19 protein-coding genes and 4 tRNA genes are annotated in these 23,263 nt (G+C 45.5%); 1 reads left to right on the top strand and 22 read right to left on the bottom strand.

Annotated elements, in window-relative coordinates:
- From R7093_RS09715 to pncC, 10 genes are all read right to left on the bottom strand, one after another.
- Positions 1 to 73, bottom strand: a tRNA-Arg gene (locus R7093_RS09715).
- 85 nt (positions 74 to 158) lie between these two features.
- Positions 159 to 250 (bottom strand) — tRNA-Ser (locus R7093_RS09710).
- A gap of 29 nt (positions 251 to 279) precedes the next feature.
- Positions 280 to 356: transfer RNA gene (locus R7093_RS09705), tRNA-Arg, on the bottom strand.
- Positions 357 to 387: 31 nt separating this feature from the next.
- Positions 388 to 479 (bottom strand) — tRNA-Ser (locus tag R7093_RS09700).
- Positions 480 to 813: 334 nt separating this feature from the next.
- Positions 814 to 1,011: a carbon storage regulator CsrA gene (gene csrA, locus R7093_RS09695; protein ID WP_004415691.1), complete on the bottom strand. Its 198-nt coding sequence runs from the start codon at positions 1,009 to 1,011 to the stop codon at positions 814 to 816.
- Between the two features lie 92 nt (positions 1,012 to 1,103).
- On the bottom strand, positions 1,104 to 2,291 hold the full coding sequence (locus R7093_RS09690; protein WP_005383803.1) for an aspartate kinase: 1,188 nt from the start codon (positions 2,289 to 2,291) through the stop codon (positions 1,104 to 1,106).
- Between the two features lie 212 nt (positions 2,292 to 2,503).
- Positions 2,504 to 5,086, bottom strand: a complete 2,583-nt coding sequence (gene alaS / locus R7093_RS09685; RefSeq protein WP_047103161.1) for an alanine--tRNA ligase — start codon at positions 5,084 to 5,086, stop codon at positions 2,504 to 2,506.
- A 142-nt stretch (positions 5,087 to 5,228) separates the two neighbouring features.
- Complete coding sequence (gene recX / locus R7093_RS09680; RefSeq protein WP_017633543.1) at positions 5,229 to 5,696, bottom strand: recombination regulator RecX; 468 nt, start codon at positions 5,694 to 5,696, stop codon at positions 5,229 to 5,231.
- Between the two features lie 127 nt (positions 5,697 to 5,823).
- Positions 5,824 to 6,867, bottom strand: a complete 1,044-nt coding sequence (gene recA, locus R7093_RS09675; protein ID WP_005380874.1) for a recombinase RecA — start codon at positions 6,865 to 6,867, stop codon at positions 5,824 to 5,826.
- Positions 6,868 to 7,067: 200 nt separating this feature from the next.
- Positions 7,068 to 7,550, bottom strand: coding sequence for a nicotinamide-nucleotide amidase (gene pncC, locus R7093_RS09670; protein ID WP_005383794.1), 483 nt, complete (start codon positions 7,548 to 7,550; stop codon positions 7,068 to 7,070).
- 84 nt (positions 7,551 to 7,634) lie between these two features.
- Here pncC and mutS point away from each other — a divergent pair, with 84 nt between their 5' ends.
- On the top strand, positions 7,635 to 10,196 hold the full coding sequence (gene mutS / locus R7093_RS09665) for a DNA mismatch repair protein MutS (RefSeq protein ID WP_033907432.1): 2,562 nt from the start codon (positions 7,635 to 7,637) through the stop codon (positions 10,194 to 10,196).
- 82 nt (positions 10,197 to 10,278) lie between these two features.
- Here mutS and rpoS read toward each other — a convergent pair whose 3' ends face one another.
- The 12 genes from rpoS to relA all read right to left on the bottom strand — a co-directional run bounded on the left by rpoS (position 10,279) and on the right by relA (position 23,257).
- The gene (gene rpoS, locus R7093_RS09660; RefSeq protein WP_005380887.1) at positions 10,279 to 11,265 is read right to left on the bottom strand and encodes an RNA polymerase sigma factor RpoS; all 987 of its coding nucleotides are present in this window, start codon (positions 11,263 to 11,265) and stop codon (positions 10,279 to 10,281) included.
- A gap of 80 nt (positions 11,266 to 11,345) precedes the next feature.
- Positions 11,346 to 12,269 carry a peptidoglycan DD-metalloendopeptidase family protein gene (locus tag R7093_RS09655; RefSeq protein ID WP_005380889.1) on the bottom strand — a complete coding sequence of 308 codons (924 nt, stop codon included), beginning with the start codon at positions 12,267 to 12,269 and terminating at the stop codon, positions 11,346 to 11,348.
- 13 nt (positions 12,270 to 12,282) lie between these two features.
- Complete coding sequence (locus tag R7093_RS09650) at positions 12,283 to 12,909, bottom strand: protein-L-isoaspartate(D-aspartate) O-methyltransferase (RefSeq protein WP_005380892.1); 627 nt, start codon at positions 12,907 to 12,909, stop codon at positions 12,283 to 12,285.
- Positions 12,909 to 13,685 (bottom strand): 5'/3'-nucleotidase SurE, encoded by a 777-nt coding sequence (gene surE, locus R7093_RS09645; RefSeq protein WP_047103164.1) that lies wholly within the window; start codon positions 13,683 to 13,685, stop codon positions 12,909 to 12,911. Before surE ends, R7093_RS09650 begins: the two co-directional genes overlap by 1 nt.
- Complete coding sequence (gene truD, locus R7093_RS09640) at positions 13,685 to 14,728, bottom strand: tRNA pseudouridine(13) synthase TruD (RefSeq protein ID WP_047103165.1); 1,044 nt, start codon at positions 14,726 to 14,728, stop codon at positions 13,685 to 13,687. Before truD ends, surE begins: the two co-directional genes overlap by 1 nt.
- A 45-nt stretch (positions 14,729 to 14,773) precedes the next feature.
- Positions 14,774 to 15,250, bottom strand: coding sequence for a 2-C-methyl-D-erythritol 2,4-cyclodiphosphate synthase (gene ispF / locus R7093_RS09635; protein ID WP_005380896.1), 477 nt, complete (start codon positions 15,248 to 15,250; stop codon positions 14,774 to 14,776).
- A gap of 14 nt (positions 15,251 to 15,264) precedes the next feature.
- Positions 15,265 to 15,972 (bottom strand): 2-C-methyl-D-erythritol 4-phosphate cytidylyltransferase, encoded by a 708-nt coding sequence (ispD, locus tag R7093_RS09630; RefSeq protein ID WP_017633548.1) that lies wholly within the window; start codon positions 15,970 to 15,972, stop codon positions 15,265 to 15,267.
- Between the two features lies 1 nt (position 15,973).
- Positions 15,974 to 16,255 (bottom strand): cell division protein FtsB, encoded by a 282-nt coding sequence (ftsB, locus tag R7093_RS09625; protein ID WP_005380907.1) that lies wholly within the window; start codon positions 16,253 to 16,255, stop codon positions 15,974 to 15,976.
- Between the two features lie 401 nt (positions 16,256 to 16,656).
- Entirely contained in the window at positions 16,657 to 17,958 is a 1,302-nt protein-coding gene (gene eno, locus R7093_RS09620) for a phosphopyruvate hydratase (protein ID WP_047103168.1), read from the bottom strand.
- A 78-nt stretch (positions 17,959 to 18,036) separates the two neighbouring features.
- Positions 18,037 to 19,677 carry a CTP synthase gene (locus tag R7093_RS09615; RefSeq protein WP_021034029.1) on the bottom strand — a complete coding sequence of 547 codons (1,641 nt, stop codon included), beginning with the start codon at positions 19,675 to 19,677 and terminating at the stop codon, positions 18,037 to 18,039.
- Positions 19,678 to 19,882: 205 nt separating this feature from the next.
- Entirely contained in the window at positions 19,883 to 20,686 is an 804-nt protein-coding gene (gene mazG / locus R7093_RS09610) for a nucleoside triphosphate pyrophosphohydrolase (RefSeq protein ID WP_053304134.1), read from the bottom strand.
- Between the two features lie 351 nt (positions 20,687 to 21,037).
- Positions 21,038 to 23,257, bottom strand: coding sequence for a GTP diphosphokinase (gene relA, locus R7093_RS09605; protein ID WP_005380915.1), 2,220 nt, complete (start codon positions 23,255 to 23,257; stop codon positions 21,038 to 21,040).
- Between the last annotated feature and the right edge of the window lie 6 nt (positions 23,258 to 23,263).

Raw genomic sequence — 23,263 nt, 5'->3', positions numbered from 1 at the left:
GCGTCCTGGAGGATTCGAACCTCCGACCGCCTGGTTCGTAGCCAGGTACTCTATCCAGCTGAGCTAAGGACGCGCAGATCTTCTTGCTAAGAAGTTGTGAAGTAAATCACATTCATTTCTTACGAAACAAAAAAAAGGCCATCGGGCCAGTCAATGAATGGCGGTGAAGGAGGGATTCGAACCCTCGATACGGGATAAACCGTATACTCCCTTAGCAGGGGAGCGCCTTCAGCCTCTCGGCCACCTCACCGTTTTCATTGTTATATCTCAAAAGAGATATGGCGCGTCCTGGAGGATTCGAACCTCCGACCGCCTGGTTCGTAGCCAGGTACTCTATCCAGCTGAGCTAAGGACGCACTTTTTGTTGATAAATCAACGTTGCAAGAATGGCGGTGAAGGAGGGATTCGAACCCTCGATACGGGATAAACCGTATACTCCCTTAGCAGGGGAGCGCCTTCAGCCTCTCGGCCACCTCACCGTCTTGCGGAGGCACATATTACGTTTTACCGAAAATATGTCAAACACTTTCTTTGAAAAAATCTACGAAACTGGCTTAACCGTTGCTGATTTAATCAAAGTGACTATTAAACGAACTTTATCACTCTATTATGATGAAAAAAAGAGAGTCTTCTCTGAAAAAAAGACATTTATTTTCAAATAACTTTCTGAAGTTCGAATCAACATTATTGATGAATTCACAGCCATACTCAACACAATAGTTTCTGCAAATTTTCAAAAAAAGTAAAAACTAAAAAGGCCAACCCTTCGGTTAGCCTTTTTCATTCAAACTAAGCTCTGTAAACAGGAGCGACTTAGTAGTTACCTGAAGCAACGTTGCCATTGCCTTTTTCAGCTTGAATGCGCATGTAGATTTCTTCACGGTGAACTGAAACCTCTTTCGGAGCGTTAACGCCGATACGCACTTGGTTACCTTTAACACCTAGTACAGTTACAGTCACTTCATCACCAATCATCAGTGTTTCGCCTACGCGGCGAGTCAAAATTAGCATTCTTTGCTCCTTGAGTAATCTCTAAATTTTCTTGCTACAAAGCTATTATCCAACAAAAGTTATATTTTCGTAAACTACCTTGTTAGCGAAAATCAGCCTAAAAAGGCATGTTTTTGTTGAATGTTTAATGCTTCACTAGACGTAATGTAAGCATCATGCAGAATGTTTGCTGCTGTATCCACACATTCGGGTGCTAAAACTAGCATCATAGTGAGTGCATTCGTTGCGCTGAAATTGATCTCAATATCTCGCTTTGCCAACAAATCGCATGCGTGCTCTACCATTCCATTGGCCTCAAGCCCCACTGCGGTCAACAGGCTTACCACTTCACTATTACGGATTTTGTCGCTGAACACCAGATCGAACTTGGCACATGCATCTTGTTTTATCATGATACCTGCCCGTTCTGTTTCCTCGATCACATTCCAAATGTCGATACCCAACATCTGACATTGTTTTGTAGCACTAGATAAATGTTCTTTATCGACTTCGATTATGGCAAGGTCACGTTGGATGGCTATACCAGAGACGGCTTGATTGCCTAACTCCCCCTTTACCAGACTGCCTTCATTAACATCAAATGTCGAAAGCACGCGCAGTGGCACATTATTCTTCCATGCAAATTGCACTGAAGGTAAATGTAATACTTTCGCGCCTCGGCTTGCCATCGCTTCCATGGAAGGAAAATCGATAACCGCCAATTTTCGCGCGTTTTTCACTACACGTGGGTCACAAGTATAAATACCATCAACGTCGGTAAAGATTTGACACTCATCAGCGCGCAATGCGCCTGCCAGTGCCACTGCGCTCGTATCTGAGCCACCTCGACCTAATGTGGTGATATCCCCGTTCTCATTCACACCTTGAAAGCCTGCAACAATCACGATTTGGTCTTGCTCAAGCAATCCCAGAATTGTCTTAGTATCAATGTGTTTAATCGTTGCGTCATTGTGTTGATTATCCGTCACAATATTCGCCTGTGCTCCGGTAAGCGAGCGTGCAGCATGACCCAATTTATTGAGTGTCATTGCTAACAGTGCCATTGACACTTGCTCACCAGCAGAGAGCAAAACATCAAGTTCTCGAGCTGTAGGCACGCTATCTATCTGTTTAGCGAGGTCCATCAGTCTGTTTGTTTCGCCTGACATTGCAGACACGACAACAACAACTTGATTGCCATCATTTTTCGCCTTAATGATGTGTTCAGCAACTTGGTGGATTCTTTCAATTGAACCCACTGAGGTTCCGCCAAACTTTTGCACGATAAGGGGCTTTTTCACCAGTCTTCACCTTCCCAAGACCGAAGTCTCTTTAGAACTGCTTACATCTTCAGTATTTCCTTTTAGAAAAATTATATAAGCAGTAGTTACAACAAAAACCAAATAGCCTAAATGACTCGGTTAACTTTTGGTCAATTAAACCACTTGGCTGCTAAAAAAAATTACGCTCAATCAAAGAAACTTGATTGAGCGTAATTTTAGTAGTTAAAAGCTTATAAGCGCTCTTCTAACCAAGGCTGAACTGTTTTAATTGCCTCTGGTAGTGCGGCTACATCAGTACCACCAGCTTGAGCCATGTCAGGACGACCACCGCCCTTACCACCGACTTGCTCAGCAATCATCTTAACTAGATCACCAGCTTTTACTTTACCAGTTAGATCTTTAGTCACACCAGCAATCAGACCAACCTTGTCACCTGTTACGTTGGCAAGCAGTACGACACCAGACCCCATTTGGTTCTTGATGTCATCAACCATAGTACGTAGGTTCTTGCTGTCAGCGCCTTCAAGAGCTGCGACTAGAACTTTTGTACCATTGACTTCAACCGCTTTGCCCATGATGTTAGCGCTTTCTGCTGCTGCCATCTTATCTTTTAGCTTCTGCACTTCTTTCTCTAGCGCTTTTGCTTTCTGTGCAGATTCTGCCAGTTTCTCTTCATACTTCGCGTTTTGAGCTTCAATCGCGTCTAATGCAGCCTCGCCTGTTACCGCCTCAATACGTCGAATACCTGCAGCAATGCCGCTTTCTGAAGTGATTTTGAATAGGCCAATATCACCTGTGCTTGATGCGTGAATACCACCGCAAAGCTCTGTCGAGAAGTCACCCATAGACAGTACGCGTACTTCGTCGTCGTACTTCTCGCCGAATAGAGCCATTGCGCCTTTCTTCTTAGCAGACTCAATGTCCATCACGTTGGTTTCAATCGTGTGGTTACGACGAATTTGCGCGTTAACTAGACGCTCAACTTCTTTCAGTTCTGCTGCAGTTACTGCTTCTAGGTGTGAGAAGTCGAAACGTAGGCTGTCAGCTTTCACTAGAGAGCCTTTCTGCGTTACGTGCTCACCAAGAACTTGGCGAAGTGCTGCGTGTAGCAAGTGCGTTGCTGAGTGGTTTAGAGAGATAGCTGCGCGACGCTCTGCGTCAACGATAGTTGCTACTTCGTCGCCTTTCGCTAGAACGCCTTCTGCCATTACACCGTGGTGTGCGATTGCGTTACCTAGCTTTTGAGTGTCTTCAACACAGAATACACCAGCTTCAGTACGGATTTCACCAGCGTCACCACATTGACCACCTGACTCTGCGTAGAATGGTGTCTCACCAAGCACGATGATTGCTTTGTCGCCTGCAGATAGAGATTCTACTTCGTTGCCTTCAACGAACATCGCCGCTACAGAGCTAGAGCCTTTAGTACCTGTGTAACCACAGAATTCTGTTTGCGTATCAACTTTGATTGCTGCGTTGTAGTCAGTACCGAAGTTACCCGCTTCACGCGCACGTTGACGCTGCTCTTCCATCGCTTTCTCGAAACCTTCTTCGTCGATTGCGAACTCACGCTCACGTGCTACGTCGTTAGTTAAGTCAGCTGGGAAGCCGTAAGTATCGTAAAGTTTAAACACGGTTTCGCCGTCTAGTACTTTACCGTCTAGGTTATCTAGTGCTTCGTTTAGAATCGCCATACCGCGCTCAAGTGTACGACCAAAGTTTTCTTCTTCGATACGCAGTACTTTTTCAACCACAGCTTGTTGACGCTTCAGCTCTTCACCAGCCGTACCCATGATGTCAGCTAGAACGCCAACCAACTTGTGGAAGAATGCACCTTGTGCGCCCAGCTTGTTACCGTGACGAACTGCACGACGGATGATACGGCGTAATACGTAACCTCGACCTTCGTTTGAAGGCATAACGCCATCCACGATCAGGAATGAACATGAACGGATGTGGTCAGCGATAACGCGTAGTGATTGGTTTGATAGGTCTTCGTAACCGATCACTTCTGCTGCTGCTTTGATAAGAGCTTGGAATACATCGATTTCGTAGTTTGAGTGAACGCCCTGCATGATTGCAGAGATACGCTCGATACCCATACCAGTATCTACCGATGGTTTTGGTAGCGGTTCCATAGTCCCGTCTGCGTGACGGTTGAACTGCATGAATACGTTGTTCCAGATCTCGATGAAACGGTCACCATCTTCTTCAGGCGTGCCAGGACGGCCACCCCAGATGTGCTCACCGTGATCGTAGAAGATTTCAGTACATGGACCACAAGGGCCAGTGTCGCCCATTTGCCAGAAGTTATCAGACTCGTACGGCTTGCCGCCTTCTTTATCACCAATGCGAACAATACGATCAGCGGGTACGCCAACTTTCTTGTTCCAGATGTCAAACGCTTCGTCATCGGTTTCGTAAACAGTTACCAATAAACGATCCGCTGGCAGTTTAAGAACTTCGGTTAGGAATTCCCAAGCAAAGGAGATCGCATCTTCTTTGAAGTAATCGCCAAAGCTGAAGTTGCCTAACATTTCAAAGAATGTGTGGTGACGAGCAGTAAAGCCAACATTTTCTAGGTCGTTATGTTTACCACCAGCACGTACGCAACGCTGAGCCGTAGTCGCTCGAGTGTAGGCTCGTTTTTCTAAGCCTAAGAAACAATCTTTAAATTGGTTCATACCTGCGTTTGTGAACAGCAGGGTTGGGTCGTTATGTGGAACTAACGATGAACTTTCTACGATTTGGTGTCCTTTGCTCTCAAAGAACTTGAGGAACGCGTTACGAACCTCATCAGTGCTCATGTACATGCAGCTCTTCCTGAAAATAGTCGAGTTAGAATTTTGCCGTATTGTAGATCATGCAAACAGCTGAGACTAGTTTTCTTGAGGAAAAGAGGGAGTAGGAGAAAAAATTTGAAGCAAAACAAAAATCAGTGCGGACGACTGACCGTTAATCTTCGTCCTCAAAGCTCAGCGCGTAGCTGATTTGGTCAAAACTGTAGCCGCGATACTGCAGAAAACGAACTTGTTTTGCGTACTCTTTTTGGTCTTTGGCTTTAATACCTTTGAATTTCTTTTCTGCCGCCTGTTTAGCCAGTTCAAACCAATCTTGCGGCTCTTCAGCCATAGCTTGCTCAATCACCGATTCCGCAACACGCTTCTGGTTTAACTCTTGACGAATTCGACGCTCTCCATGTCCTTTGTATACATGCTGTCTAATTTGACTCTTCGCGTAACGTAAATCATCTAAATAGTTATGGTCTAGGCAAAAATTAATTGCGATGTCGATGTCTGATTCTTCATAGCCCTTCATCGATAATTTTTGGTAAAGCTCATACTGACCATGATCGCGACGGCTAAGCAATTGTATAGCAGCCTCTTTGCTCGATAATGTTGGCGCCTGGCGTTTTTGGTACATGATGATCCTAAAAGTATTTTTGCTGTACAGGCTCTCAATGGCCTTTGTGATAATTCGATTTTTGATTTCAATAGATACAACAAAGCCCCGCATTGCAGGGCTTTGTCATTTATTAATCTATGAGAGATTAAAACTCTTCAGCTTGCTCTGGCGCTTCACCAGCTTCAGGCGCTTCCGCAAGTGCTGGCGCTAGCAACATTTCACGCAGTTTTGTATCGATAGTTTTAGCCACTTCAGGGTGCTCACGCAGGTAGTTACATGCATTCGCTTTACCTTGACCAATCTTATCGCCATTGTAGCTATACCAAGCACCGGCTTTTTCAACTAACTTGTGCTTCACACCTAGATCGACAAGTTCACCTTCGCGGTTAAAGCCTTGGCCGTACATGATTTGTGTGTTTGCTTCTTTAAATGGTGCTGCAATCTTATTCTTAACAACTTTGATGCGCGTTTCGTTACCTACGACTTCGTCACCTTCTTTGATTGCGCCAGTACGACGGATATCTAGACGAACAGAAGCGTAGAACTTAAGTGCGTTACCACCTGTTGTTGTTTCTGGGTTACCAAACATCACACCAATCTTCATACGGATTTGGTTGATGAAGATACACATACAGTTAGACTGCTTTAGGTTACCCGTTAGCTTACGCATTGCTTGAGAAAGCATACGTGCTTGCAGACCCATGTGGCTATCGCCCATTTCGCCTTCGATTTCTGCTTTCGGTGTTAGTGCTGCGACAGAGTCGACAACCATAACATCGATAGCACCAGAACGTGCAAGTGCGTCACAGATCTCTAGCGCTTGCTCACCTGTGTCTGGCTGAGAAACTAGCAATGCATCGATATCAACGCCAAGTTTCTTCGCGTATACAGGATCTAGAGCGTGCTCTGCATCGATAAACGCACACGTTTTGCCTTCACGTTGCGCAGCAGCAATAAGCTCAAGCGTTAATGTTGTTTTACCTGAAGATTCTGGGCCGTAGATTTCTACGATACGACCCATTGGTAGACCACCAGCACCCAAAGCGATATCAAGAGAAAGAGAACCCGTTGAGATGGTTTCTACGTCCATTGCGCGGTTATCACCAAGGCGCATGATAGAGCCTTTACCGAATTGCTTTTCAATTTGACCTAGCGCAGCGGCGAGCGCTTTCTGTTTGTTCTCGTCCATTACTTTCTCCGATTTATTCATCTTCTTTGGGCGACGAATAGTAATTCATTTTTCTTAAGCAGAAGAACTGCTCAGCAATGAAAGTTATTATACTGTTGATTCATACAGTGTCCATACCTGTATGAAAAAAATTTGGCTGACCTAAAGTCATGATTTGCTCTAGCCCTTATCAATGCTGGGCTAAAACAAGTTAAGAAATTCTAGAGCAGATGTTGATACAATTGAGTCAACGCGTGCTCGACCGCTTTTTTGCGAACTTCTGCACGGTCACCAGAGAAATGCATGGTTTCTACTTGCTGCCAACTTTGGTTATCAGCAAAAGCAAAGCAGACCATACCGACTGGTTTCTCTTCACTGCCACCACCCGGCCCTGCAATACCACTGATGGATACACCGATGGTGGCATTTGAGTTTTTAATTGCACCCTGTACCATTTCAATCACAACTGGCTCACTCACTGCACCATGCGCTTCTAACGTTGAAGCTTGCACACCAAGCATCTCCATTTTCGCTTCATTACTGTAGGTGACAAACGCACGGTCAAGCCACGCTGAACTACCAGCAATGTCAGTAATGGCGGTTGCAACACCACCACCAGTGCATGATTCTGCGGTCGTTAAAACATGCCCGTGTTTAGCCAATAATGCGCCTAAATCGGCACTCAATTTTGTTGTTTTTTCCATAGCCAAAATGCCCTTTGTCTCTTTTTACTTGATAGGGATTCACGTATCCTAAGCCGCTACGGAAATAAACAAAAGAACTTACCTGTGAAAGCTGAACAAAAACACACTCCGATGATGCAGCAATACCTCAAGCTAAAAGCTGAGAACCCAGAGATTTTGCTGTTCTACCGCATGGGCGATTTCTACGAACTCTTTTACGATGATGCCAAGCGAGCTTCTCAGCTTCTTGATATTTCATTGACCAAACGTGGTGCGTCTGCAGGTGAACCTATCCCAATGGCGGGTGTGCCATTTCACGCCGTAGAGGGCTACCTGGCAAAACTTGTTCAGCTTGGTGAGTCTGTGGCGATCTGTGAACAGATTGGCGATCCGGCCACCAGCAAGGGCCCGGTAGAACGTAAAGTTGTGCGTATCGTGACACCAGGTACTGTGACGGATGAAGCGCTGCTTTCTGAGCGTGTCGATAACTTAATCGCAGCAATTTACCATCACAACGGTAAGTTCGGTTATGCGACGCTGGATGTCACCTCTGGTCGCTTCCAACTGACAGAACCAGAAACTGAAGAAGCGATGACAGCCGAGCTTCAACGCACTGCACCACGTGAGCTACTGTTCCCAGAAGATTTTGAACCTGTACATTTAATGGCGAGCCGCAATGGTAACCGTCGTCGCCCAGTCTGGGAGTTTGAGCTTGATACGGCTAAGCAACAACTCAATCAACAATTTGGCACAAAAGATCTGGTTGGTTTTGGTGTAGAACATGCGTCCTTAGGGTTATGTGCTGCTGGTTGTTTGATCCAGTACGTAAAAGATACTCAACGTACGGCTTTACCTCATATTCGCTCTTTAACGTTTGATCATCAGGATCAATCCGTCATCCTTGATGCTGCTACCCGACGTAATCTGGAAATTACTCAAAATCTAGCAGGCGGAACCGATAACACGCTCGCTGCAGTACTCGACCATTGTGCAACTCCGATGGGCAGCCGAATGCTGAAGCGTTGGTTGCATCAGCCTATGCGTTGCATTGAAACGTTAAACAATCGTCTTGATGCAATTGGTGAGATTAAAGAACAAGCTCTGTTTGCCGATCTTCAACCAACGTTAAAGCAAATTGGTGATATTGAACGTATCTTAGCGCGCCTTGCATTACGCTCTGCTCGCCCTCGCGATATGGCTAGGCTTCGCAATGCCATGCAACAGCTACCAGAGCTAGAATCTGTCACCGCTTCTTTGACCCATCCGTACCTAACGAAATTGGCGAAGTATGCAGCTCCGATTGACGAAGTATGTGACCTGTTAGAACGCGCGATTAAAGAAAATCCGCCGGTTGTTATTCGTGATGGTGGCGTCATCGCTGAAGGCTACAATGCGGAGCTCGATGAATGGCGAAAATTGGCAGACGGTGCAACAGAATATCTTGAGCAGCTTGAGCGAGATGAGCGTGAACGACACGGTATCGATACGCTTAAAGTAGGCTATAACAACGTTCATGGCTTCTTTATCCAAGTGAGCCGTGGCCAGAGCCATTTGGTTCCACCGCATTATGTACGTCGCCAAACACTCAAAAACGCTGAACGCTACATCATCCCAGAGCTTAAGGAACACGAAGACAAAGTACTTAACTCGAAATCTAAAGCGTTAGCACTTGAGAAACAGTTGTGGGAAGAACTGTTTGATCTATTGATGCCAAACCTTGAGAAGCTGCAAAACCTAGCTTCTGCTCTGTCTCAACTAGATGTATTACAAAACCTTGCAGAGCGTGCAGATTCGTTAGATTACTGCCGCCCAACGCTTGTGAAAGACGCAGGAATTCACATTCAAGCTGGCCGTCATCCAGTCGTAGAACAAGTAACAACAGAGCCGTTCATCGCGAACCCAATTGAGCTTAACCCAGCCCGTAAGATGTTGATCATCACCGGTCCAAACATGGGTGGTAAATCAACCTACATGCGTCAAACTGCGCTGATTGCATTGATGGCACATATCGGCTCTTATGTACCGGCAGAATCCGCACAGATTGGTTCTTTAGATCGTATATTTACTCGTATTGGTGCATCAGATGATCTTGCATCTGGCCGCTCGACCTTCATGGTAGAAATGACCGAAACAGCCAATATTCTTCACAACGCAACTAAGAACAGTTTGGTGCTAATGGATGAAATCGGACGCGGTACTAGTACTTACGACGGTCTGTCTTTAGCTTGGGCAAGTGCGGAATGGCTCGCAACACAAATTGGTGCGATGACCCTATTTGCAACTCACTACTTCGAATTAACAGAGTTACCGAACCAACTGCCAAACTTAGCGAACGTTCACTTGGATGCCGTAGAGCATGGAGACAGCATTGCCTTTATGCACGCAGTTCAAGAAGGTGCGGCAAGTAAGTCTTACGGCTTGGCTGTTGCGGGCTTAGCTGGCGTACCAAAAACGGTCATCAAAAATGCGCGTAACAAGCTATCTCAGCTAGAGCAACTGGGGCAAAACAGTGACACACCGCGTCCAAGTGCAGTAGATGTGGCTAACCAGTTGAGCCTGATTCCAGAGCCTAGCGAGGTCGAACAAGCTCTGTCAGGTATTGATCCTGACGACTTAACGCCACGCCAAGCTCTTGAAGAGCTGTATCGCTTGAAGAAGATGCTGTAAACAGACTCACACCAACGAGCAAAAAAGAAAAAAGGCTATGGGGAACCATAGCCTTTTGCGTATCTAGTGAAATACGGATTATTTAATCGTCTTCTACGTTAAATAAGTTTTCCATATTCAAACCTTGTTTGATTAGGACTTCACGAAGACGACGTAAACCTTCCACTTGTATTTGACGTACTCGCTCACGTGTCAGACCAATCTCTCGACCAACTTCTTCCAGCGTCGAAGGCTCGTAGCCTAGTAGGCCGAAGCGACGTGCAAGCACTTCTTTCTGTTTCGGATTCAACTCTTCTAACCAATGAATCAACGATGATTTGATGTCGTCATCTTGAGTCGAAACTTCTGGATCAGAGTTGTTTGCATCAGGAATAATATCCAGCAGCGCTTTCTCACCGTCACCACCGATTGGCGTGTCGACAGAGCTAATACGCTCATTAAGGCGTAACATTTTGCTTACGTCTTCGACTGGAATATCTAATTGAGCAGCAATTTCTTCTGCGGTCGGTTCGTGATCGAGCTTTTGAGAAAGTTCACGCGCAGTACGCAGATAAATGTTCAGCTCTTTCACTACGTGGATAGGTAGACGGATCGTGCGAGTTTGGTTCATCAACGCTCGCTCTATCGTTTGTCGGATCCACCATGTTGCGTAAGTAGAGAAACGGAAACCACGTTCTGGGTCGAATTTTTCGACCGCTCGGATCAAGCCGAGGTTACCTTCTTCAATCAGATCGAGTAGTGCTAGACCACGGTTACTGTATCGACGAGAAATCTTAACAACCAAACGTAGGTTACTTTCGATCATACGTTTGCGTGCCGCTTCGTCGCCACGTAGGGCGCGTCTTGCGTAAAGCACTTCTTCTTCGGCAGTAAGTAAAGGTGAGAAGCCAATTTCGCCCAAATACAACTGAGTTGCATCTAAGCTTTTACTGCTCGCGTCAAATTCTTCACGCGCAGTCGCTTTGCTTTCTGTGGATGATGATCTTTCGAGTTCGTTATCAATGGTCTTCACTGACGCATTATCAAATGCAAACTCTTCAACTTTGGTTACTGTGTTGCTGATACTCATAACGCCTCCCCCTGGCGAGTTAGCAAGACATGACAACTCAATATGTCGCTAAATGATGTCGCAAGTTGTTTTTCAAAGTTTTAAGGCAAATAGCGTTTTGGATTCACTGATTTACCTTGATAGCGAATTTCAAAGTGTAGTTTGACCGACTTTGCACCTGAACTACCCATGGTAGCGATTTTTTGTCCGCTTTTTACGCTTTGTCCTTCTGTGACCAGCAGTTTGTCATTATGTGCGTATGCGCTTAAATAATTGTCGTTATGCTTTACTATAATTAAGTTGCCATAACCTCGTAGCGCATTGCCTGAATAAACGACTGTGCCGGCTGCGGTTGAAACGATAGGTTGACCACGCTGTCCTGCGATGTCGATACCTTTATTTCCCTGTTCTCCCGCCGAAAAGTTCTTGATTACTCTCCCTTTTGTTGGCCACAACCACTTTGAGACTTTATCACTCTTTGCTGTGGTAGTTGGCGCTTTTTGCTTCACTTTTTGGTTATCTTTTGAACCAACATACTCCTTTGTTTTCGATTGTTCAACCTTCTTTGGAGGCTGTTTTTGTACGACTTTAGGCTTAGTCTCTGTAGGTTTTTGACTAGAGTTTTTACTCGAAGGTTTAGGTTTAGAGGCTGTTGATGTTTTCGTCACTGGAGCTGGGGGGGGCGTAACAACAGGAGCCACAACGGGTTCAACTTTTTGACCATATTTAGGGGCGACATATTTCGGAGCCCAAAGTTTTAGCCTCTGTCCTGGGTAGATAGTGTAAGGCTGAGTTAACTCATTGTAACGAACAAGATCATTTACATCTTTATCTGTGACATAAGCTATGAAGTAAAGCGTATCGCCTTTTTTTACCTCATAATAACTCCCTCTGTAACTCCCTCTTTCAAGGCTTGAATAGTCTTTTTTTAGGCTAGAGACAGGTGCAGGGGAATGCGCTGCACAACCAACTAGTCCTGCAGCAAACACAAAGCTAATACCAATATGACGTAGTAACTTATTCACCTATCCCCAACCCTTAAGCTAAATCACCCGCAACCAGAGGTACGAACCGAACCATTTCTACAACGGTAGAGAGATATTCGTCTCCCTTACGCTCTATTTTTAATAACTGTTGCTCCGTATCTCCAACAGGAATGACCATTTTGCCGCCATCTCTTAATTGTGAGAGAAGAGCTTGGGGAATCACTTCAGCGGCAGCGGTAACAATAATAGCATCGAAAGGACCTCTCGCTTCCCAGCCCTGCCACCCATCAGCATGCTTAGTTGAAACATTGTAAATATCCAATTGCTTCAGGCGACGCTTTGCTTCCCATTGCAACGATTTAATTCGCTCAACGGAGTATACATGATCAACAATTTGCGCCAGTACCGCGGTTTGATAACCCGATCCCGTTCCGATTTCCAGAACACGACTCGCCGGCTCTAGCTCAAGCAACTCGGTCATACGCGCAACGATATAAGGCTGAGAAATAGTTTGTCCCTGACCAATTGGTAACGCATTGTTATCATAGGCTTGGTGCATCATCGCTTGAGAAACAAAGCTTTCTCGTGGCAAGCGTTGGATAGCATCCAGAACTCTTTGGTCTTTGATGCCACTGGAGATAAGAAACGCTATCAACCTGTCAGCATGTGGGTTACTCATTACTTCTCTTCCTTTAACCAACTATCCATAGCACGCAGCGACTCGTGAGCGGTGAGATCAACTTGCAGAGGCGTCATTGAAACTCGGCCATGCTCAATTGCATAAAAGTCCGTGCCCTCTCCTGCATCTTGCTCCTTTCCTGGTGGCCCTAACCAATAAATGTCATGGCCTCTCGGATCTTTCTGCTTGATCATATTCTCTGCGTGATGACGTGCACCTAAACGCGTAACTTCAATTTCACCTAAATTCTCTGATGGTAAGTCAGGCACGTTTACGTTCAGTAGACGATTCGTTGGAATCGGCGACGCTAAATGCTGTTGTACAATGTGACGTGCAATTTTAGCGGCGGATTCGAAATGTCGCTTACCCACTAGAGAAAAAGCCACCGACTGAACGCCAAGGAAATGACCTTCCATGGCGGCTGCTACTGTTCCAGAATAAAGAACATCATCACCCAAATTAGCGCCATGGTTGATTCCTGACAGAACAAGATCAGGCAAATCATCTTTCATTAGCTCATTCAGCGCGAAATGCACACAATCCGTGGGCGTGCCTTGCACTGAGTAGATATTTGGGGCAATTTCAGTCACGCGTAATGGTTGTTCTAATGTGAGTGAATTCGAAGCACCTGAACGATTTCGATCAGGTGCGACAATGGTCACTTCGGCGATATCTCTCAACTCATCAGCGAGGGCATGAATCCCTTGTGCATGAACACCATCATCATTGCTGATTAAGACTCTTAAGGGCTTCGGGTTTCGTGAATCCTGTTCCATTAGTATTCTCTTTCTACTTCAACCTCATTAACTAACTCACGAACAATAGAGGTCGCAAAAGATCCCGCATCCAGTGAGAAAGTCAGCGTAATGTTGTTACCTTCAACCGTCCAAGCTAAATCTTTTGGCTTCAGCGCAATATCGCGACGATCGTGGCGCATGCGATTACCACGAATCAACGCCATGAGGTCAGGCTCTTCGTCTAAAAACGGTTGCTCTAATGCCAGAGCCTCGGCTTGAGTAGGCAGTGCATTATCGCCAGCAAGCGCAGCGGTAATTGCCGCTTCACCTTGTGCAAATTGCACTTGCAAATCAGTGATGTTGTTTGCATCAATCAACTGAGTGCCAGAATTCGTCTGTGCAATGTCACCATCAATGAACTTATCAAACACACAATTCTCTAGACGAGCTGAAACGATGCGGTTGAAAATCCACGAACGAGCCGCTGATAAATACATGCTTCGCTTGTTTTGATTGCGGGTACGAACGTTTTCGCGTCCCCATCGACGTGCTTCTTCAAGGTTGTTGCCATCGTTACCAAAACGCTGACTACCAAAGTAGTTTGGCACGCCAACTTGTTTCACTTTTTCAAGACGTTGCTCTACATCCGCTATATCTGTCACTTCAGACAAAGTAACCACGAACTCGTTCCCTACTAGGTCACCAGGACGCAGTTTTTTATTGTGACGATCTGTTGCAAGGATTTCGATACTTGGGTATTGAGCCAAAAACGCTGAAAAATCTGGCGTTTCACCTTTTGGTAAATGGACACTTAACCACTGTTCCGTCACCGCATGACGGTCTTTAAGACCCGCCCAGCTAACGTCTTTCGACTGAACACCACAGGCTTTTGCTAACTCGTTAGCAACGAAGCTGGTGTTCTCGCCCGTTTTACGGATACGAACCATTAAGTGCTCGCCTTCGCCCGTAAAGGCAAAACCTAAATCTTCGCGAACCTGAAAATGCTCTGGCTGCGCTTTAATTTTTGCCGATGCAACTGGCTTACCCGTTAGGTAAGCCAATGAAGATAAAATGTCTGACATGATGTGTTTCCGCTGATATCACAGCTTAGAGGAGCAAATTGCTAGTTATTGCTTAAACAGAAGTACAACGGCTTCCGTTGCAATGCCTTCTTTGCGTCCAGTAAAACCGAGACGTTCTGTCGTCGTCGCTTTTACGTTAATGTTACTAATGTCGGTTTCTAGGTCTTCGGCTATCGCCGCACACATTGCGTCAATGTGTGGTGCCATTTTAGGCGCTTGTGCCATGATGGTTACATCAGCATTGCCAAGACGGTAGCCTTGCTCTTTAACTCGACGGTAAACGTCTTTCAGTAATTCACGACTGTTTGCGCCTTTCCATTTATCATCCGTATCTGGGAAATGACGACCAATATCGCCGGCAGCAATCGCGCCCAGCAGAGCATCCGTTAACGCATGCAACGCTACATCGCCATCTGAGTGAGCAATCAAACCTTGCTCATAAGGGATTGCTACACCACCAATAATGACTGGGCCTTCACCACCGAATTTATGTACATCGAAACCATGACCAATTCGAATCATTTTCTATCCTTTCTTTATTCGCCGCGCTCACGGCTTAGATAAAACTCGGCTAACGCAAGATCTTCTGGCTGAGTGATTTTTATATTGTTCGCATTCCCTTGAACTAAGGCTGGCTTCTCGCCTAACCATTCCAAAGCCGAGGCTTCATCGGTAATGGTTACACCCTGTTCTAATGCGTCAGCCAGTGCTTGAGTAAGCTGCTGAGTTTTAAACATTTGTGGAGTCAGTGCATGCCACAATGCTTCTCTATCTACCGTATGATCGATATCTTGTACTGCGTTTGCTCGCTTCATTGTATCTCTCACAGGAGATGCGAGAATGCCACCCGTTGAGTGGGCGCAGCAAACATCAATCAAACGGTCAATGTCGGATGTTAATACACATGGCCTCGCAGCGTCGTGGACTAATACCCACTCGCTTTCCAGATGCTCATTGACATAGTTTAGCCCTGATAACACAGAGTCTGCTCTTTCTTTACCACCAGCTACACGAATCACATCTGGGTGCTTAGCAATGGACAATTCTGGGTAATATGGGTCGCCGTCAGTAACGGCAACGACAACCTTAGAAATATTTGGGTGAGAAAGCAGTTTCTCTACGGTATGTTCCAGTACCGCTTTACCTTCGATCAATAAATATTGCTTAGGGCGATCTGCCTTCATTCTGCTCCCTACACCAGCAGCAGGCACAATTGCGATATGCGATGAGTTCATATCCAACATTTTAATGGTTTTCCTCACCTATAATGCGGTAAAAAGTCTCGCCATCTTTAACTAAACCGAGCTCATGACGCGCACGTTCTTCAATCGCATCAAGACCTTGCCTTAAGTCATCAATCTCAGCGAACATTTCATTGTTGCGAGCTTGTAGCTTGCTGTTCACTTGTTGCTGAACTTCAATTTCATCTTTTACTGTGTAGTAGTCAGACACTCCGTTTTTACCAAACCATAGAGTGTATTGAAGCAAGCCAAACAGTAGCGTAAGGGCTATAACAAAGATTCGCATATCGCTGCTAACATTCTGTACCGGAAGGAATTAGATAAGGTGACATATATAGCATAAATGCGAGGTTGCCTCTAGGGGAGAAAGGGAGACTCACACGCTCCTTACAAGAAATAAGCAGCAAAATGAAACAAGCTCATAGGAAGCGCTCCTTACCCATGACCAAAGTAAGAGCCAAAAATACAAACCTATAAATACAAAAAACCGCCGTAGCGATGGTTTCAAAAAGCTATTTAGCGAAACTTTACTCAATAAGAATTAAGCTTGATCTTTAACTTCTTTGAGACCGCTTACTTGAAACATGGAGGAGTGCGCTCACTTAGCGCTTCCGTTATATAAAAAAACACCCCGCCAAAGCAGGGTGTTTTAAAAGCTTTAAGTTAAGCTGCTAATTCAGTGAAGAATTAAGCTTGACCTTTAACTTCTTTAAGACCGTTGAAAGGAGCGCGATCACCTAGTGCTTCCTCGATACGGATTAGCTGGTTGTACTTAGCAACACGGTCAGAACGGCTCATAGAACCAGTTTTGATTTGACCTGCTGCTGTACCTACCGCTAGGTCAGCGATAGTTGCATCTTCAGTTTCGCCAGAACGGTGAGAGATTACTGCTGTGTAACCTGCGTCTTTAGCCATCTTGATTGCAGCTAGAGTCTCAGTTAGAGAACCGATTTGGTTGAACTTGATAAGGATAGAGTTAGCTACGCCTTTCTCGATACCTTCAGCAAGGATCTTAGTGTTAGTAACGAATAGATCGTCACCTACTAGTTGAAGCTTGTCACCTAGTAGTTCTGTTTGGTGCTTGAAGCCATCCCAGTCAGACTCGTCTAGACCGTCTTCGATAGAAACGATTGGGAATTGGTTAGCTAGCTCAGCTAGGTAGTGGTTGAACTCTTCAGAAGTGAAAGTTTTACCTTCGCCTTTCATGTTGTAGATGCCAGCTTCTTTGTCGAAGAACTCAGATGCAGCACAGTCCATAGCTAGAGTTACGTCTTTACCTAGTTCGTAACCAGCAGCTGCAACAGCTTCTGCGATAACTTCTAGAGCTTCAGCGTTAGATTTAAGGTTAGGAGCGAAACCACCTTCATCACCAACTGCAGTGCTGTAGCCTTTAGACTTAAGAACTTTAGCTAGGTTGTGGAATACTTCTGCACCGATACGTAGACCTTCTTTAAGAGTCTTAGCGCCAACTGGTTGGATCATGAACTCTTGGATGTCAACGTTGTTGTCTGCGTGCTCACCACCGTTGATGATGTTCATCATTGGTAGAGGCATAGAGAACTGACCTGCAGTGCCGTTTAGCTCAGCGATGTGCTCGTATAGAGGCATACCTTTCGCAGCAGCAGCAGCTTTAGCGTTTGCTAGAGAAACAGCTAGGATAGCGTTAGCACCGAATTTAGATTTGTTTTCAGTGCCGTCTAGTTCGATCATTACTGCGTCGATTGCAGTTTGGTCTTTAGCGTCTTTGCCAACTAGAGCTTCAGCGATTGGGCCGTTTACAGCTTCAACTGCTTTAAGAACACCTTTACCTAGGAAACGTGCTTTGTCACCGTCACGTAGCTCAAGAGCTTCGCGAGAACCAGTAGATGCGCCAGATGGAGCTGCCGCCATACCTACGAAACCGCCTTCTAGGTGTACTTCAGCTTCTACAGTTGGGTTACCACGTGAGTCGATGATTTCACGACCTAGAACTTTAACGATCTTAGACATTAATGTTTCCTCTCGTTTCAAATATAAATGTCAATCTTAAAGGGCAGCAGCACAACCTTCGCCGCCGCCCGTATCCTTTTACTTCTCGAATTCGCCGCGTGCGTTTTGGCCCGCAGCCTTAACAAAACCTGCAAACAATGGATGTCCATCGCGAGGAGTCGAGGTGAATTCTGGGTGGAACTGAGCCGCTACAAACCATGGGTGAGCTGGGTTCTCAATCATTTCCACTAACTTCTTGTCCGCAGATAGACCTGATACTTTTAGGCCTGCTTTTTCGATTTGCGGACGAAGCACGTTATTCACTTCGTAACGGTGACGGTGACGTTCATGGATCGTCGCGCTACCGTACAGTTCACGAGCTTTAGTCCCTTTCTCTAGGTGACACAGCTGTGAACCAAGACGCATCGTACCGCCTAGGTCAGACTTTTCAGTACGCTCTTCTACGCTACCTGATTCGTCTACCCACTCTGTGATCAAACCTACCACAGGGTACTTAGTCTCTTTGTTAAATTCTGTTGAATGTGCACCTTCCATACCCGCAACGTTACGCGCGTATTCGATTAGTGCAACTTGCATACCCAAACAAATACCTAGGTAAGGCACGTTATTTTCACGTGCATATTGAGCCGCACGGATCTTGCCTTCAATACCACGATCGCCGAAGCCACCTGGTACTAGGATTGCGTCCAAACCTTCTAGAAGTTCAACGCCTTTTGTTTCGATATCTTGTGAGTCTACATACTTAATTGTGACGCTTAGGCGGTTTTTCAAGCCAGCGTGTTTAAGCGCTTCGTTCACAGATTTGTATGCATCTGGTAATTCAATGTATTTACCAACCATACCGATGGTTACTTCACCAGTAGGATTTGCTTCTTCGTAGATAACCTGTTCCCATTCAGAAAGGTCTGCTTCAGGAGCAGTAATACCAAAGCGAGCACACACAAGGTCATCTAGCCCTTGAGATTTAATCAACTGAGGGATCTTGTAGATAGAGTCTACATCCTTCATTGAAATTACTGCTTTTTCTGGAACATTACAGAACAGTGCGATTTTTTTACGCTCATTCGCAGGAATAACGCGATCGCTACGGCAAACTAGGATGTCTGGCTGAATACCGATAGATAGAAGTTCTTTTACAGAGTGTTGCGTCGGCTTAGTTTTCACTTCGCCCGCTGCCGCTAGGTAAGGAACAAGTGTTAGGTGCATGAACATTGCGCGCTCACGGCCTAGCTCAACAGCTAGCTGACGAATCGCTTCCATAAATGGTAGTGATTCGATATCACCAACAGTACCGCCAACTTCAACGATAGCCACATCATGGCCTTCAGAACCTGCAATAACGCGATCTTTGATTGCGTTAGTGATATGAGGGATAACTTGAATAGTTGCGCCTAGGTAGTCACCACGACGTTCTTTACGAAGTACGTCGGCATAAACACGACCTGCAGTGAAGTTGTTACGCTTGGTCATCTTGGTACGGATGAAACGCTCGTAGTGACCAAGGTCAAGGTCAGTCTCTGCGCCATCTTCTGTAACGAACACTTCACCGTGCTGAGTAGGGCTCATTGTGCCCGGGTCAACGTTGATGTAAGGGTCAAGCTTCATCATAGTCACTTTAAGACCACGAGCTTCTAGAATAGCCGCAAGAGATGCTGCTGCAATACCTTTACCTAGAGAGGATACAACCCCGCCAGTAACAAAAATGTAATTTGTCGTCATGTTTAACCTGAAATTGGTTGAATGAGGGAAATGGAGTGCTTCTGGACGGGAGATAAATATACCAGAAGCTCCTTACCGCCACAACGTGAAATCTATCACACCGTAATTTTTTATTTTTTGCTTCAAATCAAAGTGAGCAAAGACAAACCAAAGTCCGTTTTCGTGTAACCAAACAAGCTGACCTTATATTATGTATTCTGCCAGTTTACCTCTGCCTCGATTCTTCTTGTTTTACTTCATCCCAAAAATGGTCAAGTTCTGATAAAGAACAATCTGTAAGTACTTTGCCTGACTGCTGGACCTTGCCTTCAACTTGTTTAAAACGTCGCGCAAACTTTACGTTTGCTTTGCCTAGCGCGACTTCTGGGTTTTTATCAAGGTGGCGAGCCAAATTGACAGTCGCAAATAGCAAATCACCGAGCTCCAACTCAACTTTCTCTTCATCGGGCTGAACTTGCAGTGCCTCTTCCATGACTTCGTCAATTTCTTCTCGTACTTTATCGACAACCGGGCCAAGTGAATCCCAATCAAACCCAAATTTTGCACATTTTTTCTGAATTTTTGTAGCACGAGAAAGTGCCGGTAAAGAGTTTGGTATTGAGTCTAGGATACTTTCTTCCGCTTTGCCTACTAGGGCTTTTTCTTTTGCTTTTTCCGCTTCCCAGTTCGCGTTAATTTCCTCGTCAGATTCAAACTCAACATCTGAAAAAACATGCGGGTGGCGACGAGTCAGTTTTTCGTTCACGGTTTCGACGACATCCGAAAAATCGAACAGCTCTTGCTCTTTCGCTAGCTGACTGTAAAAAATCACCTGAAACAACAAATCCCCTAGCTCTTCTTTTAGATTGGGCCAATCTCGATTTTGAATCGCGTCCACCACCTCGTAGGTTTCTTCTATTGTATACGGAACGATGGTGTCAAAGGTTTGTTTTAAGTCCCAAGGGCAACCGTTTTCTGGGTCACGCAACTTCGCCATGATTTGTTCTAATTGTTCAATTGGATGACTCATTTTTTGTTCCTTTAAACCTTTCTATTAAAGAAAAAGGTGAGCAGCCAAAACCACTCACCTTCTACATTATATTTTCTCAGCAGCTTTCACTAAGTAACTGTTACTTTGACAAGGCAACAAGTTTTCGCGACTCCTGAGCATAGCCTACTATGTGATGCCCCTGAGCCGGCACGTCGGAATAAGTGCAGCTAACGCAGATAAAAAGCCAAATATGACGCAAGTGTAACTCTGTAAATAGTTGAAGTTGTATAGCTAGGCGACAAACAAACGAGACTCCTGAGCATGGTTCACCATGTGATGGAGCGAGTGCGTGCAGTCAACAACGCTACAACGACAACTATGACGAGAGTTTTAGCCGAGGCGTTTCACCGTCATCACATCCTTGATCTGTTCCACACGTTTCGAAACCCGCGAAAGCACCTCAATATTGGTGACTTCTAGGTCAAAGTCCATGATGGCAAGTTGACGTCTGTAGTCGACTCGGTTCTTCATACTGGTCACTTTGATCTTTTCGTTGGCGAACAGTGTCGTAATGTCTTTGAGTAGACCACCTCGCTCCATCGCTTCAACACGCACGGTGAGGATGTATGACCCCACAAAGCCGCTGCCCCAGACCGTATCGATGATGCGCTCTGGCGCATGATGGCGCAGTTCTTCTAGCTGTTCACAGTCACTACGGTGTACTGAAATCCCACGACCTTGCGTTATGTAACCAGAGATATCGTCACCTGGAATTGGCTGACAGCAACGTGCTAGATGTGTCATTAGGTTATCGACGCCTTCTACTACAACTGCGTCTTTTTTCGGTCGGCTTTGCGCGGGTGATTTATGCTCAGCTTCTTGCAGTTTTTCCAGTGCTTGCTGGTCTTCTTCCTCTGCCGTTGGCTTGTTAACTAACGCGTTAATATGGTTAATGATTTGGTTGATGCGCAAATCACCGCTACCTACACCAACATACAATTCATCTGGTGTTTTGACGTTAAACCGCTTGAGGGCGTAATGCTCTGCATCTTTTAACGTTGCGCCAATTTTGGCTAACTCATGCTCAAGGATTTCACGACCTGCTTCAAGGTTCTTCTCACGGCTTTGTTTTCGGAACCAGGCGTTAATTTTGGCACGCGCACGACCAGAATGAACGAAGCCTAATGATGGGTTTAACCAGTCACGTGATGGGTTAGGTTCTTTCTGAGTGATAATCTCGACTTGGTCACCCATATGTAATTTATGCGTGAACGGCACAATACGACCTCCGACTTTGGCACCGATACAACGGTGTCCCACTTCGGAGTGAATGTGATAGGCAAAATCTAGCGGCGTTGCCCCCATTGGCAAATCGACAACATCACCACGTGGTGTAAAGGCATAAACACGGTCATCAAAGACTTGGCTACGTAACTCATCGAGCATTTCGCCAGAGTCAGACATTTCTTCTTGCCAATCCAATAGCTTACGCAGCCACGTGATTTTCTCATCATAACCGCTTCGGCTGCTTGCCCCTTCTTTATATTTCCAGTGCGCTGCAACCCCCAGTTCCGACTCTTCATGCATTTGCTTGGTACGAATCTGGATCTCGATGGTTTTGCCTTCTGGCCCTAGAATTACTGTATGGATCGATTGATAACCGTTTGGTTTAGGGTTAGCAACGTAGTCATCAAACTCGCTCGGTAGGTGCTTGTATTTGGTGTGAACTACGCCTAAAGCCGCGTAACAATCTTGCAGTTTGTCTGCGATGATACGCACTGCTCGCACATCAAACAGCTCATCAAAGGCCAAACTCTTTTTCTGCATTTTTCGCCAAATGCTGTAGATGTGCTTAGGTCGACCACTCACTTCCGCATTGATGCCCGACACTTCCATTTCGTGCGTGAGGTCTTCAACAAAGTCTTTGATGTACTGTTCACGAACAATGCGTCGCTCAGAAAGCTGTTTGGCAATTTGTTTGTAAGTTTCCGGTTGTTGGTAGCGGAAAGCGTAATCTTCAATTTCCCATTTCAGCTGACCGATGCCTAATCGGTTTGCTAGCGGCGCATAGATGTTGGCACACTCTTTTGCCGCCGCACGTCGAACTTCATCTGGCGCTTTTTTAACTTCAATAAGATTACAAATTCGTTCCGCGAGCTTGATAACTACGCAGCGGAAGTCATCCACCATGGCAAGCAGCATACGGCGTACGTTATCTACCTGAGATGACGCTGCACTGCCTTCCATGTTGACGTTGAGTTGGCCAATAGCAGCCATTTCTTCAACGCCGTCGATTAATTTTATGATTTCTTTGCTGTATTTCTCTTCCAGAATTTCTCTGTTAAAAGCACCACTTGAAACCAAAGGAAACAGTTGAGCAGCCACTAAAGTGGCTTGATCCATAGACAAGGTGATCAAAATTTCGATCATTTCTCGTCCACGCCACAACAACAGCTCCGCTTGCTCGTTATCAGCTAATACCGTCTGGCAATCTCGATATACTTCGATTAAGCGTGAGGCTGTGTTTTTCTCTTGTCCTAGGCTAGCCACCCAGTTTTCGAGTTCAAACTGTTCATCTTGGTTTAAATGCGCGCTTCTTACCGCAACCATCTCATC

Source organism: Vibrio sp. 1580 (assembly GCF_033340055.1).
Note: the sequence above shows the minus strand (reverse complement) of the source record. Positions and strands in the feature narration are given on the sequence as shown.

Coding starts and splice junctions, on each gene's coding strand:
- csrA (WP_004415691.1), bottom strand. CDS start 1,011: ATGCTAATTTTGACTCGCCGCGTAGGCGAAACACTGATGATTGGTGAT.
- alaS (WP_047103161.1), bottom strand. CDS start 5,086: ATGTACATGAGCACTGATGAGGTTCGTAACGCGTTCCTCAAGTTCTTT.
- recX (WP_017633543.1), bottom strand. CDS start 5,696: ATGTACCAAAAACGCCAGGCGCCAACATTATCGAGCAAAGAGGCTGCT.
- recA (WP_005380874.1), bottom strand. CDS start 6,867: ATGGACGAGAACAAACAGAAAGCGCTCGCCGCTGCGCTAGGTCAAATT.
- pncC (WP_005383794.1), bottom strand. CDS start 7,550: ATGGAAAAAACAACAAAATTGAGTGCCGATTTAGGCGCATTATTGGCT.
- rpoS (WP_005380887.1), bottom strand. CDS start 11,265: ATGAGTATCAGCAACACAGTAACCAAAGTTGAAGAGTTTGCATTTGAT.
- R7093_RS09650 (WP_005380892.1), bottom strand. CDS start 12,909: ATGAGTAACCCACATGCTGACAGGTTGATAGCGTTTCTTATCTCCAGT.
- surE (WP_047103164.1), bottom strand. CDS start 13,685: ATGGAACAGGATTCACGAAACCCGAAGCCCTTAAGAGTCTTAATCAGC.
- truD (WP_047103165.1), bottom strand. CDS start 14,728: ATGTCAGACATTTTATCTTCATTGGCTTACCTAACGGGTAAGCCAGTT.
- ispF (WP_005380896.1), bottom strand. CDS start 15,250: ATGATTCGAATTGGTCATGGTTTCGATGTACATAAATTCGGTGGTGAA.
- ispD (WP_017633548.1), bottom strand. CDS start 15,972: ATGTTGGATATGAACTCATCGCATATCGCAATTGTGCCTGCTGCTGGT.
- ftsB (WP_005380907.1), bottom strand. CDS start 16,255: ATGCGAATCTTTGTTATAGCCCTTACGCTACTGTTTGGCTTGCTTCAA.
- eno (WP_047103168.1), bottom strand. CDS start 17,958: ATGTCTAAGATCGTTAAAGTTCTAGGTCGTGAAATCATCGACTCACGT.
- R7093_RS09615 (WP_021034029.1), bottom strand. CDS start 19,677: ATGACGACAAATTACATTTTTGTTACTGGCGGGGTTGTATCCTCTCTA.
- mazG (WP_053304134.1), bottom strand. CDS start 20,686: ATGAGTCATCCAATTGAACAATTAGAACAAATCATGGCGAAGTTGCGT.
- relA (WP_005380915.1), bottom strand. CDS start 23,257: ATGGTTGCGGTAAGAAGCGCGCATTTAAACCAAGATGAACAGTTTGAA.